The 18140-nt window shown below is 44.0% G+C and carries 16 protein-coding genes; all 16 read right to left on the bottom strand.

All coding sequences use genetic code 11. The features are described 5' to 3' along the window. Window positions 1–39: 39 nt before the first annotated feature. The 16 genes from phnD to lexA all read right to left on the bottom strand — a co-directional run bounded on the left by phnD (window position 40) and on the right by lexA (window position 18114). The gene (phnD, locus tag HY035_03280) at window positions 40–2892 is read right to left on the bottom strand and encodes a phosphate/phosphite/phosphonate ABC transporter substrate-binding protein (protein MBI3377413.1); all 2853 of its coding nucleotides are present in this window, start codon (window positions 2890–2892) and stop codon (window positions 40–42) included. A 233-nt stretch (window positions 2893–3125) separates the two neighbouring features. Further along, entirely contained in the window at window positions 3126–3848 is a 723-nt protein-coding gene (locus HY035_03285) for a chemotaxis protein CheW (GenBank protein ID MBI3377414.1), read from the bottom strand. Next, entirely contained in the window at window positions 3829–4656 is an 828-nt protein-coding gene (locus HY035_03290; GenBank protein ID MBI3377415.1) for an AAA family ATPase, read from the bottom strand. Before HY035_03290 ends, HY035_03285 begins: the two co-directional genes overlap by 20 nt. Then, window positions 4649–6631 carry a chemotaxis protein CheA gene (locus HY035_03295; protein MBI3377416.1) on the bottom strand — a complete coding sequence of 661 codons (1983 nt, stop codon included), beginning with the start codon at window positions 6629–6631 and terminating at the stop codon, window positions 4649–4651. The genes HY035_03290 and HY035_03295 overlap by 8 nt, the downstream gene beginning before the upstream one ends. Then, window positions 6628–6996, bottom strand: a complete 369-nt coding sequence (locus tag HY035_03300) for a response regulator (protein ID MBI3377417.1) — start codon at window positions 6994–6996, stop codon at window positions 6628–6630. The genes HY035_03295 and HY035_03300 overlap by 4 nt, the downstream gene beginning before the upstream one ends. Window positions 6997–7048: 52 nt before the next feature. Further along, window positions 7049–7417 carry a hypothetical protein gene (locus tag HY035_03305; GenBank protein ID MBI3377418.1) on the bottom strand — a complete coding sequence of 123 codons (369 nt, stop codon included), beginning with the start codon at window positions 7415–7417 and terminating at the stop codon, window positions 7049–7051. Window positions 7418–7422: 5 nt separating this feature from the next. Further along, a complete protein-coding gene (locus HY035_03310; protein ID MBI3377419.1) occupies window positions 7423–7824 on the bottom strand; it encodes a hypothetical protein in 402 nt (133 codons plus the stop codon). Between the two features lie 6 nt (window positions 7825–7830). Continuing rightward, window positions 7831–8787, bottom strand: a complete 957-nt coding sequence (locus tag HY035_03315) for an RHS repeat-associated core domain-containing protein (GenBank protein ID MBI3377420.1) — start codon at window positions 8785–8787, stop codon at window positions 7831–7833. Further along, a complete protein-coding gene (locus tag HY035_03320; GenBank protein MBI3377421.1) occupies window positions 8788–9072 on the bottom strand; it encodes a hypothetical protein in 285 nt (94 codons plus the stop codon). A 4-nt stretch (window positions 9073–9076) separates the two neighbouring features. Further along, complete coding sequence (locus HY035_03325; GenBank protein MBI3377422.1) at window positions 9077–9583, bottom strand: RHS repeat-associated core domain-containing protein; 507 nt, start codon at window positions 9581–9583, stop codon at window positions 9077–9079. Beyond that, entirely contained in the window at window positions 9559–9984 is a 426-nt protein-coding gene (locus HY035_03330; GenBank protein ID MBI3377423.1) for a hypothetical protein, read from the bottom strand. The genes HY035_03325 and HY035_03330 overlap by 25 nt, the downstream gene beginning before the upstream one ends. 2 nt (window positions 9985–9986) lie before the next feature. After that, a complete protein-coding gene (locus tag HY035_03335) occupies window positions 9987–14168 on the bottom strand; it encodes an RHS repeat protein (GenBank protein ID MBI3377424.1) in 4182 nt (1393 codons plus the stop codon). A gap of 101 nt (window positions 14169–14269) precedes the next feature. Further along, entirely contained in the window at window positions 14270–15406 is a 1137-nt protein-coding gene (locus tag HY035_03340; protein MBI3377425.1) for a DUF4388 domain-containing protein, read from the bottom strand. Continuing rightward, window positions 15403–16650 carry a glucose-1-phosphate adenylyltransferase gene (glgC, locus tag HY035_03345; protein ID MBI3377426.1) on the bottom strand — a complete coding sequence of 416 codons (1248 nt, stop codon included), beginning with the start codon at window positions 16648–16650 and terminating at the stop codon, window positions 15403–15405. Before glgC ends, HY035_03340 begins: the two co-directional genes overlap by 4 nt. Before the next feature lie 497 nt (window positions 16651–17147). Then, window positions 17148–17438, bottom strand: coding sequence for a hypothetical protein (locus HY035_03350; protein MBI3377427.1), 291 nt, complete (start codon window positions 17436–17438; stop codon window positions 17148–17150). A 4-nt stretch (window positions 17439–17442) separates the two neighbouring features. Further along, window positions 17443–18114, bottom strand: a complete 672-nt coding sequence (gene lexA, locus HY035_03355; protein MBI3377428.1) for a repressor LexA — start codon at window positions 18112–18114, stop codon at window positions 17443–17445. Window positions 18115–18140: the final 26 nt, after the last annotated feature.

Consider the following 18140-nt stretch of genomic DNA (forward strand, 5'->3'; position numbering starts at 1 on the left):
CATATTTTACGCCGCTAAGTATAAATAAATGTTTTCTCATCATGACAGCATCCCCAGTTTTAACATCATGGCCTTTACGCTGTCGTAATCTTCATCCCTTGCCTCGGTGAAGCCGGTATATGCCTTGGCTATAGATTTAAGGACCAGCCCTCCTTCAGCAGAAGTATCTATCAGGGCAGTTAAGGCTGACCTCAGCAGAGAAACCTCCTCTTTGCTTAATGACTTATTGACGCAGATATTGAATTCAGGAATATCTTCTGAAATCTTCAGGAACTTTAACCCCTGATCCTTGAATTTGTGTGCCGTGTCCTCCATAACGCCTCCTCCGTCAAAATCACCCTTGAGCACTGCCTTAGCCACATCATCATGGTGGCCGAGATAGTCGTAATAAGAAAGATCTGTTATCTTTATTCCCGCCTCTAAAAGCATGGCCCTCGGGACGATGTGGCTTGACGTTGAATGGAAGTCTCCGAACGCAAAGGTCCTCCCCTTCAACTCTCCTATGGAATTAATGCCCCCCCTGTCCGCTTTTGTGATTATTACCGAGTGCTGATAAGGCTTGCCATTTCTTAAAGCCTTTACAATTACATCAACACCGTATTTCTTGCGCGCCTCTATATAAGTGGACGGCGTCATAAAGCACATCTGCGTAACATTTTGCCCTATAGCATCAACCGTTTCCTCAAAGTCCATTGCTAACTTAAGGTCAACCCTTCTGCCTAATTTTTTACTGAGATAATCCGCTAAGGGAGTGAACTTCATAAACATCTCCGCGGGGGACTCTAATGGTATAATTCCAAATTTCAATATGCCTTTCTCCTCAGAAAACCTGAACCTTCCTATTTCTGTGTCAAGCAGCTCTGCCTCTTTCTGCAGGCCCCTCAATGAATTATTTACATTAAATGCGAGGTCCCGATTCCTTTTCGGAATGTCTTTAATCTTTTCAATGGATTTCCACATCTGATTAGAGCCTATCTTTTGTTCATAAATTGCCTTTGAAATCTGCTGGCTTTTGCCGGAGACTACCTCAATGGCCCCTGATATGTGTTTGCTGGTCGCTGCCTGTTCGTCAGCCGCTGACCTGACCTGATGAGATATATCCCTCATCTTTTCTGTTGCGCCCATAATCAGGGTGGTCCCCTGCGCCTGCTCTGATGTTGACTTGGCAATCATGCCTGTCATGTTTTTGATGCGCTCCATTGCCTCTGAGACAAGCCTTATCGCCTTTGCCTGTTCGCCTGTGGAACGATCTATGGAGAACGCCATCTCGGAAGACTTCTTAGAACTGTCCAGAATCTTCTTTAATGAATCTGACGCCTCTTTTGAGAGTTTCAGTCCATCATCAACTGATTTCAGCCCCTCCCCCATTGCCTGAACAGTGCCTTTTACTTCCTGCTGAACAGACTGGATGAGAGAGCCTATCTCCTGCGTTGAGAACGCTGTCCTCTCTGCAAGGTCTTTAATCTCCTCCGCAACAACTGAAAACCCTTTTCCATGTTCGCCTGCCTGCGCTGCGAGTATAGCGGCATTCAGGGCCAGGAGGGTTGTCTGGTCGGTAATATCATCTATCACATTGAGTATCTTGCCTATCTCCTCGGACCTGTCGCCGAGCTTCTTGACAAAATCGTTTGTTTTTTCAACGGAAGACTTTATATTCTTCATTCCCTCTATAGTTTTTTCTATGGAGCCCATTCCGAATGTTGACGCGTCAGTCATGACCTTCTCTGACAGCTTCGCCGATTCTTTAGCGTTTATCTCAACATCTTTCACAGAAAATTTCATTTCCTCTATGGCAGAAAGCGTCTCCTCTGTTGCAATTGAAAGATTATCGGCATTCTGCGCAACTTCTTTTATCGTGGCGGAAAGCTGCTCAATAGAAGATGACGTCGCATCAACAGCGCCGGAAAGGTCATGGGTATTATTTTTAACATTCCCTATCGCATTAGCCATCTCCTCCATCGAGGCTGCCGTCTCTTCCGTTGAGCCGGCAAGCTTTTCAGTGCTCTCGGTAATCTCTGATATAGCGGCGTTCAGCTCTTCAACCGAACTTGATATATCCGCTATGGCCTCTGTCTCAAGCTGAGTGCCGTCCAGCACCTTTTTTGAGTCCTTTCCAACACTTTCAACAACATGCGTGACCCTTTCCGAGATATCCTTTATCCTCTGCAGTATCCTTCCCACCGAACTCACAGACTCCTTTATAGAACTGTTTAGCCGCGCAATCTCATCTTTACTCTTTATGTCCACATCAAATGAAAGGTCTCCCTCCTCCAACTTCAATGCTGCCTCTTCCATCGCCTTAATAGGCAATATAACCATTCTCCTGAGCATGAGCCAGAGCACAAGGCTGAACCCCAGGGCGCCGGCAATTGTCAGCAAAATAACGGTTATTACTGATTTCTTTGCCCTTTCATATTCCTTTTCTATTGTCAGCGAAACCTTTATAGCGCCAAGGATAGCTCCTTTCTGCGCATGACATACCTGGCATTCAGCGGCATTTTCAAGAGGTTTGTAAAAGATATACCCTTTTGCATCCGATATAACAATCGGCTCCTTAGCATTTATAATCTTCTTCATAGCTTCAGCTTCGGTGGCTGGAGCATCTTTTTCGAATGCCTCTCTCCCTTCGGAATTTACAACATGGAGGCCGGCTATGCCTACGGTCCCGCGCAAGCCCTCTATAAGCTTTTTCGTAAGGTCGGGCCTGTTGTCCAGCATTGTCATCTCAATGTTCTTCTTTATAATTGCAGCCGTGGTCTCTGAATTTTCTCTTGTAATTCCGTAAAGAGTTGACTTCTCTATAAGCATAGTCATGACGCCAGCAAGGACGACGCCTACAAGAAGCATGGCTAAAACAGTAATAATTATCTTTAATTCAAGTTTTTCTCTCACAAGACCTCCGGTTTAAAATTCAAAAAATAAATTTATTATAGTCAACACCAAAAGAAAGTTGTCATTGCGAGGAGCGCAGCAACGTGGCAATCTATTGAGATTGCTTCACGGAGTTTATCCAGAGCGACAAAAAGAGATTGCTTCGCTTTGCTCGCAATGACAAAAGCGAAGGGTTCGCAATGACACGCCGTCATTGTCAACTTATCTAAGTCGTTCACTATAGTTCTCAATTCTCATTTTAGATTTATATCCACCGCCTCTTCCAGACGTAGGACCGAGATAAACCTGCCGTTGTAAAGAACAACGCCCCCTACGAACATCAGGTCTGACTCGCTGAGATGAGCCGGCGGCTCTGCAATGTCGGATTCATCAATGCGAATAACACCGTTTATCCTGTCTATCATTATCCCGATACGTCCCTTTGGGCCTTTCAGAGTCAGTATCTTTTTACGCACCTTGCCCGATGCTCCGTTATCTTTAATTGAGAGCCGCTTTTTCAAGTCTAAAACAGGCATTACCTTTCCCCTGACAGAAGTTATGCCGAGGATGTAATCCGGCGCTTTCGGAACCATTGTAATTTGCTGGGGAGTGAGAATCTCTTCAACTTCAGAGATCCTGAAGGCAAATTCTTCCGCGGCAAGCTGAAACGTAAGAAGTTCTATTATGCCTGAGATTGCCTCTTCAGGTTTAGCTGTTTTTGAAACAGATTCAGCAGGACTTTTTTCTTTAACAGTCTCCTGCTGGGAAACAACCTGAGCAGGCACATAGGGCTGGGGGTTTTCCCCCTGTATGCTGTCTACTATATACTGTCTACTGTCTTCTGTTTTCTCAGCGGTGTCTGGCTGCTGTTGAGCGCCTCCGCCAGAGGCGGATGTAATATCATCGGCAGCCTTGTCCTCTTGCTTTTCTTTCTCTGCTTCTTCTTTAATCTTTTTTCTAATTTTCGCTATATCCATTTAGTCCAAACTCCTGAGCAGCTTCGTTAATTAATTGCCTTTCAATTATCCTGCATTCATTGCCAAGCCCGCTTAAGAGCGCGGCAGTCGCCAGGCTGTTAATCAATCTCGGGACGCCGCAGGAATATGCATGAAGCGCCTTTAACGCCTCACCGGTAAACAACTGCTCCTCGCATCCGCCCACCTTCAGCCTGTGTTCCACATAACCAATTATTTCATCTTCGCTTATCGGCCCCAGGTGATAAAAAAGTCCGATGCGCTGCTTCAACGGCAGATATGCCTTATGATTTAACCTGCGCCTTAAGTCCGGCTGTCCCACAAGTATAAGACTTAAGAGATTTGCGTCATCAAGCTGAAAGTTTGTAAGCAGCCTGATCTCTTCGAAGGTATCCTTGTTCGGGATAAGCTGAGCCTCATCTATGATTATCACAGGGGTAATCCCTGACTTATAGTCTTCATAAACTTTTGAATATATCGCCTCAAGAAGGTCATCCTTGAGGCTCGAAAATCCGCCTGAAACGGCAATATCAAACCGCTTGGCAACTGTCCTGAGAAACTGCGCCGGCGTGAGGCGGGGATTAATAATGAGAATAATCCTGTATTTTTCTCCGAGCGAGTCTATCAGCGCGCGCGTGAGCGTAGTCTTGCCGCAGCCGACATCGCCTGTCAGGACCACAAGTTCTTTTTCTTCAACTGCATACTGCAGTCTTGCAAGCGCCTCTTCATGCGCTCTGCTCATGAAAAGAAATTTAGGGTCAGGTGTTTTAGTAAAAGGCCTGCGTTTTAATCCATAGAATTCCTCATAGATCATAAAGGCCCCCTTTTACTTTTTGTTTGACTACGGAATCATCTATAAGGCCGTCAACATCTATGACAAGAATAACTTCATGCTTGCCTATCTCTGCCGCGCCTGCAAAACCCCGAAGGCCCGTAAAATATTCTCCAAGTGATTTAATAACTATTTCGTGCTGCCCGAATAACTCGTCAACCATCAAGCCGTGCCTTCTGTTTCCGGTTCCTGCGACAACGGCAAAAAACCTCTCAGGCTCTTCATCCGTTAGAGCAAAAACCCTTCCGATATTTGTTATCGGAAGCATCTCGCCTCTCAGATTATAAACATCCTTTCCATCAACGGCCTGGATATCGCCCCTCGTAATAATAAGCGTCTCTGATATGGAAGTAAGCGGTATCGCAAACTTCATGGTTCCGACTCTTACGATAAGCGCTTTTATGATGGCCAGGGTAATCGGAATCGTCAGGGTAACCTCAGTGCCCCTGCCTTTCTCTGTATCAATTTCAGCAAAGCCGCCTATTGCCGCAAGTTTCTCTTTTACAACATCCATGCCCACACCGCGGCCCGACACCTCGCTGACCACCTCTTTTGTGCTGAACCCGGGCGTGAATATGAAATTTACAAGTTCCTTCTCATCCATCTCTGCGTTTTTATCCAGAAGCCCTTTCTCAATTGCCTTCTCCTTTACCCTCTGAATGTTAATGCCTCCGCCGTCGTCTTTTACCTCAATGATAACGTGGTTGCCGCGCTGGGACGCCTTCAGAATAATGGTTCCTGATTCCTTCTTCCCGTTTTTTTTCCTTTCTTCCGCAGACTCTATGCCATGGTCAATCGCATTTCTCACAAGATGCATTAAAGGGTCAATTACTTCCTCTGCGATATATTTGTCAATCTCAGTGTCCTCGCCGTACATAGCAAGCTCTATGCGCTTTTCTGTCTCCCTTGAGTATTTCCTTATAACCTGCGCAAGCCTTGAAAATATCTGTCCTATGGGAACCATCCGTATCTCAAGAACCTGGTTTTGAAGTTCAGCCAGTTTCCTTTCCAGCGTCTGGGCGATTTTATTCACATCAGCAACCAGCGGAGAATGCCTGTAACTCTCTGCGAGTTCTTCGCTTATTCTTTTTACAGCGCCTTTCACAAGCGTCAGCTCGCCTATGGTATTAAGGATCCTGTCCAGTTTCTCTATGTCCACTCTAACAGTCGTAGTTGTGCTTTTAAGCGTAGTCTCCTGAGACTTCTGCTGGGGCGCCGCAACCTCTGCAATTTTCTGGCTGACCAGTGTGTCAACCTCACACCTTATCGTATCCTTAAGTTTTTCTGCAGGCTCAAGGCTCCCGAACATGAGATTGAAGCCAATGGAATCCGGCGGAACATTTGAAGAGGTAGGCAGCGTTGATATCAGTTCGCCTTTTGACTTTATTGTCTTTGTAAGTTCTTCCAGCGCTTCATCAAAATCCGACAGCGAGAAAACCGCCTTTGCAAGATAAATCCACTTACCTTCCTGTATATTTGTCTTTAATCTGTGCTCTTCGTATTCTGTCAGGACCATGAGCATGGACTCATCAATAAGGCCCTTAAGCTCAAGCCCCGTTGTCTTCCCCGCAAGAGAATTTCTGAACACCTCTATATTCTTAAGATGTCCGCTTACATCCTGTTCTTTGTCTTTATCCTTAGTGAGTTCTTCAACAAGCAGTCTCAGTATGTCAATATTATTAAACAGAAATCTTACAACTTCATCCGAAATATCAACCTTGCCGAGCCGTATCCCGTCAAGCAGGGACTCAAGCGCATGGCTGAGGTCTGAGATGCCCTGATGCCCGAAAAGCCCTGAAAGCCCCTTGAGTGTGTGTATAGAGCGGAACAGCGCATTAACGCTGTCGGGATTCGGTCCTGTTTGAAAGGTATCCTGTATCTCAAGAATCAGTCTGCCCGACTCTTCAAGGAGGTCTGATGCTTCAGCTATAAACTCTTCTTTGGCTGAACTCATAAGTTCAATACTTTCCTTACGATGTCCTGCAGTTCCGTAGCCTTGAATGGTTTAGTTACGTATGCGCTCGCTCCAAGCGCCATTCCCCTCTTTTTATCCTCCTCGCTCCTTTCAGTGGTAACTATGATAAGGGGGATATTGCTGTATCTCGGATTGCTCTTCACGAAATTTATCAGTTCAAGGCCGTTTATGTCAGGCATATTAATATCCGTGACGACTAAATCAAAGTCCTGAACAGGAAGGAGTTTTAAGGCGTCAAAACCTGTGGGCGCTTCAACTATGTTAAAGTCTCCGAGTTCCTCTATAACTGCCCTTATCAGAGAGCGGGTAGTTGTTGAGTCTTCAACTATCAGAATTGATTTCACATGACCCCCTTTTCCTTCTTCTCTCACGTCAATAAACTTTTTTGTATTTGCCTTATGTTATATTGCAAGACCTGACCCTTCTACTTACTGTTCCGTTACCCATACGGTTACTACAGGGACTATAACCTTTGTCTTTTTTGTTTTGCAAAAAGTAGCCTGTCCCCTTTTTCATCCTATCAATGTTGTAGGTGTAGGCGTCTTGGTGATGAGGGCCTGTTAATCTGTTTCCAACAGGGTCGTAGGTAAAGGTCTCTGCCTTATGTTCATAGATGTGTTCTTGTTCTTTACCTTTGCCTGTGTGCTTTATTTTTGAGGGCAGTGATTGAAGGAGTTGAACATATCTCACGACAAGCAGATAGGCAACAATCTTCCGCATCAACAAGATTTTCTGCAGTTGTCTTATATCTTTATTTCTCAGCATCGTCTCTATTCCTCAAAAGTAGCCTGTCCCCTTTTTAGTCTTTTTATAATTTTTCTTGTTAAATGGGCGAAATACCCACCAATTAAGCCTACTGGTATATATATAAGCAGAGATAATATAATTTTAAAGTTTAATTCTGGTATGTGGATTGATTTTGTAGTTGCAGAAACTACAATCACCAAATTTAGTATAGAAACCAAAATCATGATGACAGAAAAAATGCCTCCAATTAGCAATGGTTTTTTATTGATGAGTAAATTTGTAACGTATGCTCCAACAAAAATAGGTAAATATTCAGAAATATAATAGGGGAAACTATTAACCATTAATATGGCTAATAGTATTGATGTTACTATTCCAAGGCAGATGCCGAATAGGTATTGTTTGAATACTATTACAATAGTCATAACGATTTATTCCTTTTCCTTTATTTTAAACATACATTTTTCATATTCAATATTACATTTTTGAGCTTCTTTATCATCTTTGCATCCTTTTTCAGGTATAGCTTTTTGTAAACATTCTTGTTTTTCCGCTTCACAACACACTGATTCTTTAGCCCCTGAGCAGCCCCAATTCACATATTTTTTGCATGCCCATCTACCGAGAAGGGGCAGATCTTTGCACGGATTATATCTGTCTAATCCAAAAGGATCTGTAAAGTTCACCGGATTATTTCCTACATACCTATACAAATTCACATCTCCCCCACCAAACCCAATCGGATCTTTTGAGATGAATCTGCCTCTGCTCGGATAATAATATCTTCCTCTGTAGTAATACATTCCAATCTCAGAATCGTACTCCCTTCCTGTAAAATTATAAGGCTGGATTAGGGTTCCTGTCTGTGAGGCAATAGTGCCATATGCCTTGTAAATATATGTCTTAACTGCGCTTCCTGTGCTGTCTGTCATTGTCTTTATGCTTCCAAGCGCATCTGCATGGTAGTAGTAGTTTGCCCCTCCTTTCTTAATCCTCAAAGGCTCGTCTATACCAGGGCCGTGGGTGTATCTGGCAGCTACAGCTCCGGTTCCGTCATATTCTGTTACGATGTCTTCGTTGTCATATAGGTATTTTGTGATTACTCCGTTTATGTCTTTCTTTATCCTCCTGCCAAAGGGGTCGTATTTGTATTTCACTACGGTGGCGCCAGGCCGTATTATTTTTTTGAGCCTGTTTTCATAATCCCAGAAGTATTGCGTTAGAGCGCCTGTTGTCTTATTTGTCTTTGTTATAAGATTGCCGTTGTTGTCATAGGTGTCTTTTATCTCTTTTATCCTTTTCAGATATTTCAAAACAAGCAGATAGACATACAGTCTTCGCATTAGCAAGATTTGCTGTAATTGTTTTATGTCTCTATACCGCAGCATTTAAATCAGCCTGTCCCCTTTTTTTCTAATTACTTCTTCCCATTCCTTTTTGTAACGGTCATAGGGCTTTAAAGAATCCTTGATGTCTTCCAATGAAGGCACTAATAAAAAAGCAATAATGCCTACCAATGCCTTATAGTACCACTGCAACGATTTCCAGAAATATACGCCAAAAAATAAGATGGCTATCCAGATGACAACATATATCCATCCTCTCATTAGGGCAAATATATATTGTCTTCGCGTAAGTAACTGTTGCGATGTAAGTTCCGCTAACGAGGGCATGGTATTACTTACATCCTTTCGGCTTCGGTGGTTCTATTTCTTCTTCGCAGGGTAAAATTGCTGCACTTATGATCGAGCCGATGCCAACGCCAGTTTCCCAAGCAAGACCTACCAATGCAAAATTAGTAGCGGCAGTTCCAGCAGCAATGATGCCTGTTTCAAGACCTGTAAAAGCCACTCCTTGGAGCGCTGCACCACGAAAACCAAGCATAGCCCACTGGCGCAATGTAATACCGCCAGTTAGTTCAGCTACTTTTCCACCTGTCAGAAGCCCCATGCCTACGCCGGGTATAATCGCAGGAGCTAATGCGCCTGGAATGACTTTATTCGTTTGCCAGAAATTCTCCCCGACTCTTGACCAGAAAGGTTTTTTACATTTTAACCCCCACGGGTCCACCCAGTTCACCGGATTATTTCCTACGTAAAGATAGAGATTAATCCCTCCTTCAAGTCCAATCGGGTCTTCACTTATAAACCATCTCATTTTTATGTTTCTGCTTTTTGAATACATAAGTACCGAATTAAATCATCCAAAGTTCCAAATTTCTTATTGTTAAATGAGAGACTGACTTTTTTTGCCTCATCACGTATAACATATTCAAGATCAACGATTTCATCTTCCACCAAATGGCCTTCAACCGGCCCTAATTCTTTATCGAAACGATCAGTTGGACGCAACAGGCACGGATCGAGCTTAAGAATCTCAGCAATTTTACCCCACATATTAGTAAATCTATGTATCTCAATTCCTGAATCCGCATAAAAACGATAATAGATATCTCTTACGTCCATTTTACCTCTTTCTGCAAATCTTTGCCTTTTCTTTGGCAATCGTTTTGCTTCCAGCAAATGAGCCACAATCCCAATAATTCCAAGTAATACCAAAATTAATATGAAAACAAATGCCTTCATAATTAAAACATGCTGCAGTCGAGTTTACAATAAATAGAGCAGCTTAGCACCAACCCTCCAGCATAACTAGCTGTACCTACGGCTGCAACATTTGCATAGGGATTAACTACCCGAAGTGCAATTGCGGATCCTCTTAGACCGACACTCCTTAATGTAATACTAGCAAGGCTTGTAAATGGATTTTTTGAGCCTAATAATAGTTTATTCCCGGGATATGGCACAGAAGCGAAAGGACTTCCTACCCCAAGAATGCCCAATGCTATTAATCCCCCACTTTGCTTATAACAATTCTCAAAACAACTTGAAAAGTTGCAACACTGAGATGCTGCAAGCCCTTCCGGATCCACAAAGTTCACCGGATTATTTCCCACATACCTATACAAATTCACATCTCCCCCACCAAACCCAATCGGATCTTTTGAGATGAATCTGCCTCTGCTCGGATAATAATATCTTCCTCTGTAGTAATAAAGACCTGTCTCTGGATCAAACTCTCTTCCCGTGAAGGTGTAGGGCTGGATGAAGGTCTGGCTCAATTGATAGGTAATCCTTCCGAAGCTGTTATATTCATACTTCTGCACTACTTTCCCTGTGCTGTCTGTTATGGTCTTGATTGAGCCCAGCCCATCAGCATGATAGTAGTAGCTTTGTCCGGCTCGCTCCATTGCCAGCGGCTCGTCAATGCCCGGGCCATGGGTGTATTTTGTTGTGAGAACACCACTTCCGTCATATTCAGCCAGAATGTCTTCGTTGTCATAGAGATAACTCTTGATTGTTCCGTTCACGTTTTTCTCAAGCCTTCTTCCAAAGGGGTCGTAGGTGTAAGTTATAAGTTGAGAGTTAGGAGTTAAAAGTTGAATTAATCTATTTTCAAAGTCGTAGGAAAATGTGGTTGTTTCTCCATTAGTCTTACGTACCTTCCGTATGAGGTTTCCGTTGGCGTCATAAGTGTAGAGATAAGCAGCATCTTCTAAGAGTCTGTTGGCTGTATCTACTGTTGTGTTTGCTCTATTGCCGACTGGGTCATAGGTAAATTGCTCTGAGGGCGGCTTTGGATGGGTGGCCTGCGTGAGTTGATATATGACGTCATAGGCATAGTTGTGTGTGCCGGCGCTTTCGGTCATGGTTGTGCGATTGCCGACGTTGTCATGGGTGTAGGTAAACGAGTTAAGAGTTGAAAGTTTTGAGTTAAAAGTTATGAGACTTGTAAGACGGCTGTTGCTGTCATAGGTGTATGTTGTCTGCACTACATTTGGATGTCTGAGCTTTGTCCGCCTCCCGAGGCTGTCGTAGGTAAATCCGAATTGTTTTCCTGAGGGGTTTGTGATTGAGGCAACAAGGTTGAGAGCATTGTATGCGTAACTTGTGATGCCTCCTGTCGGGTCTGTCATTGAGGTGCGGTTTGAGTTTGCATCATAGGTGTATTGCAGGGTTTTGCCAGCGCTGTCAATGGAACTAATTATTCTCTTGTTTGCGTCATAGGTGAAATTGTATGCAATGTATTGGTTTCCAGCATATGTAAGGCTGCTGTTTGCATTGTATTGATAGGCGGCCATGTTGCCGTCAGGATAGAGTTTTTGTGTGAGTCTGTTTACTGCGTCGTATGAATAGGTGATGGTGTTTGCATTTGCATCGGTCTTTGTCTTGAGGTTTCCGTTTGGGTCGTAGGCGTATGCGGTTATGTTTCCCAGCGGGCCTGTTTCTTTTATGAGTCGGCCGGCGAGGTCGTACTGGAATGTTGTGGTATTGGCTTTGGCGTCTGTTACTGTTGTGAGTTTATCTCCTCCGCCTCCGCATGATGAGCAGCCTGTGCTCCCATAGGCAAATGTCGTGATAGCGCTGAGCGCATCTGTTGCCTTTGTTACCTGGCCCCTGTAGTTGTATCCATAGTTTGTGGTGTTGCCGTTGGCGTCTGTTACGGATATTTTGTTGCCGTTTTTGTCGTAGGTGTTTGTTGTTATATTGTTCAGCGGGTCTGTTACTTTTATGGGTTTGTTCAGGCTGTTGTATTCAAGCCTTGTTATATGGCCCTGCGCATCTGTCAGGGTCAGGAGATTGCCTGATATGTCGTATGTGAATGTTGTTACTGCTCCTGTTGGGTCTGTGATTGTTATGGGATTGTTATACTGGTCATAAGTAAGAGTTGTGAGTTGGGAATTCGGAGTTATGAGTTGTATAAGGTTGCCTTTGGAATCGTATTGATATTGGGTAACTGCTCCTGAGGCGTCTGTGGTTGTTAAGAGGTTGCCTTTGGCATCATAGGTGTATGTTGTTACTTTGTTCTGTGAGTCGGTGATGCTGGTTATCTGTCCGAAGGTGTTGTAAGTGTAGGCTGTTGTGTTGCCTAATGCATTGGTTGCTGAGGTCCTGTTTCCTGATGTGTCGTATGTGTATATGGTTGTGCTGCCCAGTGGGTCTGTTTCTGTTATAAGGTTTCTGTTGCTGTCGTAGGTGTATGTGGTGGTATTGCCCAGCGGGTCTGTCTTTTGTGTGGTTACGTTTAGGAGAGAGTCGTATTTGTAGGTCCATATGCCTCCGTCTTTTTCCGTTGCTGTTGCTGTGTTGGTTACGGTGTCATAGGTTATGCTTTTTGTCTTTCCTTCTGGGTCTGTTGATGAGACAACTTTATTGTTTGCATCGTATGCGTATGTTGTTACATATCCCATTGGGTCTGTTTTTGTAAGCAGCTGGTTGTTTGTGTCGTATGTATATGCCCAGTTGAGAGTTCCAAGTTGTGAGCTGGCAGTTGAAATCTGAGTAAGCATGTTATTGCTGTAGGTGAGGCTGTAGCTGTTATTGCTTGGCTCTGTTATGCCTGTGATTTTGTTGGTTGAGTCGTAGGTGAGATAGGTTGCCCTTCCTGAAGGGTCTGTTATGGTTGTAAGGTTGTCGCCTGTGTAGGTCAGGGTTGTTGTGTTATTGTTTCTGTCTTTTATGGATGTGAGTTTGCCTGTGGCTCTGAAGTTGTAGGTTGTGTTGTTTTTAAGCGTTCTTGTGAAGGTGTTGTCGCTGTTAACTGTTATGTATGATGTGTCTCCGCTATTGGCTTCTGGATAGTAGATGCCGTTTGTTAGCCTGAAGTATATGACGTTTCCGTCTCCTTGTTTGAGGCCTATGCTGCCATCAGGGTTAGAGAATAAAAGAAGATTATAGTTGTGTGTCCAGCCTTTGCCGAGTGAGCCATTGTATATGTCTATTGAGTTATAGCTTAAAGTGAAACCTGATGTAGCTGTCTGGAATAGTGTCTGGTCGTGGTAGAGGTTGCCGCTTGCAGGGTTTGCGGAGGAGCCAAGGGTAATATTTGTAGGAGGGATATTGGTGCATGGATCTTTTCCAAGAGTTGTCTCTGATTTCTGGACATTGCAGTCTTCATCAACCTGTCCATCGCAGTTGTTGTCCATGTTGTCGCCGCAGACTTCAGTTGCGGGTAAAACCTCGCCTGTACATGCTCCCCACTGCCCGTTTACGCAGGTCTGTGTTCCGGATTTGCATTCTCCAATACCCTGTGTTCCTCCTGTGCCTGTATAGCAGGAAATGGTCTGGCCGTTTGTGCAAGTAGGGCATTGCCATTCATTAATATTAGATACTACACCTATTATTATATTTGGGTCTGAACTGTTACAGGGGTAACCACTCGAACCACATAAACTGCTGCAAACAACGCCATGTGAGGAACAACTTCCTGCATTACACCCTGCTGATACCGAACCCAAATAACACCAAACATCATACCGATACTTTCCTGTGTAAACATTTGTTACACAACAGAATCCCCAACCACACATAATAGGAGTAAGCTCGTTACAGGAAGATGTCAATATCCAATGCCCCGCATCCGTAACCCTTGCTGTTTTTGTCGCAACACTACCGTCAGAACAGCTTGCCGTTACTGTTATGCCCCCGCAAGAAGCCGGCCCTGTGGTCAAAACACCATTTGAACTGATACTTGCCCCTGTGCCTGTAACGCTCCATGATACAGCGCCGCTACAATCTGCTGCCGTATATGACGCACTGCTGTTTGTTGTTATTGTTTCAGAGCCTGTTATGGTTATTGCGTGGGAATAGGCTGCGAATGAAAGGAAGAAAGCTATTGTTATGAATAGGAATAAGACAAAAAATAAAAAGGCAACAGTCTTTTTCATTCCGTCCTCTCTGAATCCTTTATGCGTCAACTTATTTCTCATCCCTTTATAAGACTCCCCCTAAAAAGAGTTTCTGAACAGAATGTGAATTCTAAAAAGGGCATCGCTATGATGGATTCTAACAAATACCAGTAAAAAAATCATCATGTCTTTGTCTTGTTCTCCATAGTTTTTTGCATTTCATTGAGCCTGCGCTGAAGAAGTGATTTTTCAAACGCAAGCCCGGCCTGGCTTATAAATATCTCAAGCCCCTCTGTCTCAGCAATAGGCTCGCCTGCCGGCATATTGTCGCAATAAAGCATCGCGGCAACTCTCCCTTCTGCAATGATAGGGAAAACCCCGACTTCAGACGGCCAGCCTCCTCCAAGTTCCTTTATCATCATTTCCGTTATTTTGTCTTTTTCCATCGGTCCCTTGTACGAACGCGCCTCATTAATAATCTTTGTGAGAAACGGACTGTCTTTCAGCGGAAGCGCCGTCTCTCTTATCTTCTCGTCAGCTCTTTCTATCTCAAGCCCGAACTGTCCCAGCCCTGCCATCTCATTTTCTCCGGCCATAAACAAAACGCCTCTCTGGAAAATATCGCTCGCAAATCTGAGTATGAGAAGCGTTATCTCAGAAGCTGAATTCGGGAATCTTAATTCCTGCGTAAGCGACTTGAGGGCTGAGATGTCTTTCCTCTCTGCAACTGCAGGCCCGCCCCAGTCTGATTCCCATCCGCCTTCCTCTGCCGTTTCTCCTGTCAGTTCCTCATTAGAAACAAATTCCTGCTGTGCAGATTCATCATATACCCTCGCACCCTCCATAAGAAGATACTCAGGGCTGATTCCCTTTGAGACTTCCCATCCAAGATCCTCTATCTGTATACTGTCTTTCAGTTCAAGGTCCTCAATCTCAAACTGAAAATCACCGTCATGCCAGAGCAGAAGATGATAAACAGCTTTCTCTATTCTCTTCTTAGAAGCCTTCTCAAGTGTATCTTTATTTACAGCGCCGAGATCAAAAAGTATCTCTGCGACAGACTTTGCGGGCAGCTTTTTTTTTACTTCCAGAGCCATCAGGAGCGATGATTCTTTTATGGTCCCGCTTTTAAGGAGGTCGTGCCCCAGCGTTCCGTCAAGTTGAGTAGTCTCAGCCCTGACAACAAGACCGTTCCGGAACACAATCATCGCGTTTCCTGATACCCCATTGATTACAAGCGTCCCTGTTTTTTTCCCGATACTCAGTATCTGGAAAATATCAGAAAGGGCCAGGTCTTCAAGCCTTCCAACAAGACTCATTCAATCTCCACTCCCTTAGGAATCACGACTATTCCTTCAGGGCTAACGTGAAATCTTTTTCTGTCGCCTTCAATATCATAACCGATTACCGTTCCTTCCGGCACACAGACGTCCTTGTCTATTATCGCCTTCTTTATTTTGCAATGCCTTCCTATCTCAACATTCTCCATGAGCACCGATTCCCTGACATCCGCCCAGCTGTTAACCCTCACATTAGGAGAGAGCACAGAGTCCTGCACACGCCCTCCGCTTATGATACATCCGTCGCACACAATGGAATCCAACGCTATGCCAAGCCTGCCGCCTTTACGCTCCTGCGCAAAAACAAATTTTGCGGGCGGGTACTGGGGCTGATACGTCCTTAACGGCCATTCTTTATCATACAGGTTGAACATCGGATCCACAGATGCAATCTCCATGTTTGCCTCCCAGTATCCGGCAATAGCGCCTACATCTCTCCAGTATTTTGCCTCTTTTTTATTCTCATCCTTGAAATTATAGGCAAAAAGTTTTTTAGTCTCAATCATGTCAGGTATAATATTTTTCCCGAAATCATGAGCTGTTGAACGAAACGCATCACTCATAACTTCGCTTAATACATCCTGAGTATTAAACAGATACACTCCCATAGAAACAAGAGCCTGATTTGGAGACCCCGGCATTGACTTTGGCTTTTTAGGTTTCTCTTTAAATCCTATTATCCTTGATTCTTCATCAACCTCAACAACACCAAATGACGAGGCCTTCTCCCTGTCCATCTCTATTGCCGCAATCGTCCCGACTGCGCCCTTGCTGATATGGGAACTGAACATTTCGGAATAGTCCATCTTGTATATATGGTCTCCCGAGAGGATAAGCAGATACGCAGGAGACTCCTTCTCTATAAAATATATATTCTGATACACCGCATCCGCTGTTCCTTCATACCACCTCTCATCGACACGCTGCTGAGGCGGGACAGATATGATAAATTCGTCAAGCTCCGGATTGAGCAGATGTTCCCAGCCAAGCGCCAGGTGCCTGTTCAATGAGAGAGACTTATATTGTGTAAGCACCGCTATTTTCCTGATGCCTGAATTGATACAGTTGCTCAATGTGAAATCAATTATCCTGTATTTTCCTCCGAACGGAACCGCTGGTTTTGCCCTGTGAATAGTTAAGGGGTGAAGCCTCTCTCCTTTGCCCCCTGCAAGAATAAGGGCAAGCATATCCTTTGTTTGTCTGTTTTTTCTCCCCTTATTCATAAAAACAATCTGAAGCCTGTGTTTGTAATGATTTTCAACCCCTTATTATTACTTCTTGCTTGTTGAAGTATATCAGTAAAAATCTAAGAGTGTCAATGAGTTAGAGGCGTTTGAATATGCCATTTTCAGACGTGAAACTATGCACATGTATTCACCAAGCAAAGCAGGCCGGCAAGACAGTAAAATGGCAAGATAGTAAGATGGGAAACTGAGATTTTGGGAACTGGGGGTGAGAATGGTTTTTCTTATGACAAAACTGCGGAAAGTGTCCCCGATTATTTCCACTGATTATTTCCTATAATCCAAAGATTAAGACCAGCATTCGAGGTGCGCCTTGGTTCTGTATTTCCTTTTTTTCCTTCATACCAATCCCGCGCTCTTTAACGGCTTAACGTGCTTGTCAAAATTAAAAATATCATACGCAAAAAGGCAATAAAACTCAACTGCTTTTATAGCGCTGTACTTAATACGCCCCATAAAGCAAAAACACTCATATCTTAACTACACTGCATGCCTACGAAATAAGCCGCAAAAATGCCTATGCCGTAAAAAATTGCATGTAAACCAAACTCAGCCAGTAAAGATGATGTTGCTATTTCCATAAATCTGTCCTCCTTTCTTAGCCCCGATGGAATCAGGGTTAAACTTTTATATGAAGCACGGGAAATCCCAGGATGCTGCCTCTTGTTTTCGCCTTTGAAAAGCCCTGTCAACCTTTGCGGCACATAGGCGTCCAGATGAAGGATTGCCTTGGGCCATGAGCTTATTGTTAAAGGGTTCGTATCCAATTGCTCACCTGTATTTCCTTATCACGGCTGTTACAACGCCCGCTATCTTCAGTTCTTTTTTGGGCTTTATCGGTTTAAATTTAGGATTCGCAGGCATAAGGGTTACGCCGTCTCCGCTTTTATCCAGATATTTCATGGTCCATTCTCCGTCAACCTCTGCAATCACAATATCCCCGTTCTTGGGAGACTGTCCTTTATCAACGATAACCATGTCTCCGGGAAGTATGCCAGCCTCTGACATTGAGTAGCCTGAGACCTTTAGTAGAAAAGTAGCCTGAGGATTTTTTACAAGGAGATCATCAAGTGAAAGGGTGTCTGAAAGCTCTTCTTCGGCAGAGCTCGGGAAACCTGCTTCAACAGTGCCGAGCATCTTTACGGAAGCCGCTATAGAAACTGGTATGAGCCTGCCTTTGTCATCCCTTTCCAAAACCTTGAGTTTTTCAAGCTTATTGACCAGCTTATAAACAGCATTCTTGGACTTCATCCCAACCATGTCTCCTATTTCAGAAAAACTCGGCATCCTGCCTTTTTTATGATAGAAATCTGCTATATCCCTGATTCTGGCCTTCAGCCTGTTTTCTCTTAAGTCTTTTGTCATGGCTCCATTATATGGTGAACGATAGTTCACTGTCAAGAGAATTCTTAAAACCAAACCGCCCCATCCTGCGTATTTCACAATATATAATCGCCAGTCTCATTTTT

Source organism: Nitrospirota bacterium, from assembly GCA_016195565.1.
Lineage (GTDB): Bacteria > Nitrospirota > Thermodesulfovibrionia > Thermodesulfovibrionales > UBA1546 > UBA1546.